Annotated in this window: 1 pseudogene; it reads left to right on the top strand. The window is 72.0% G+C overall.

The features are described 5' to 3' along the window. Positions 1 to 293, top strand: a pseudogene (locus tag ABTY59_RS07320) (DEAD/DEAH box helicase); the annotation flags it as partial. Between the last annotated feature and the right edge of the window lie 139 nt (positions 294 to 432).

The following is a 432-nucleotide window of genomic DNA, read 5'->3' as shown; positions in this document are numbered from 1 at the left end:
ACGACCGCCCGTCGGGTGGTTTCCGTCGCGATGACCGTCCGTCGGGTGGCTTCAACCGTGATGACCGTGGCGGCCGTTCCTTCGAGCGCCGCGACGACCGCCCCTCCGGCGGCCACCGCGGCAGCGACCGTCCGTTCAACCGTGACCGTCGCGACGACCGCCCCGCCGGCGGCTTCCGCTCGGGCGGCGACCGCCCGTACGGCCGTCGTGACGACCACCGCGGCAGCACCGGCTCGACCGGTGGCTCCTTCGGCCGCCGCGACGACAAGCCGCGCTGGAAGCGCAACGGCTGAGGTCCACTGACCTGACGGAGAAGGGCCTGTACGACACCACGGTGGCAGGTCCATGCGGTTCTCCACGCCCGGAAGCCCGTTCGGGATCTTCGAGAAGTCGCCCCGGCCGAGCTCCTTCTGGCCGACGAAGCAGAACGGG

Source organism: Streptomyces sp. NPDC096079, from assembly GCF_040303145.1.
Taxonomy (GTDB): domain Bacteria; phylum Actinomycetota; class Actinomycetes; order Streptomycetales; family Streptomycetaceae; genus Streptomyces.
Note: the sequence above shows the minus strand (reverse complement) of the source record. Positions and strands in the feature narration are given on the sequence as shown.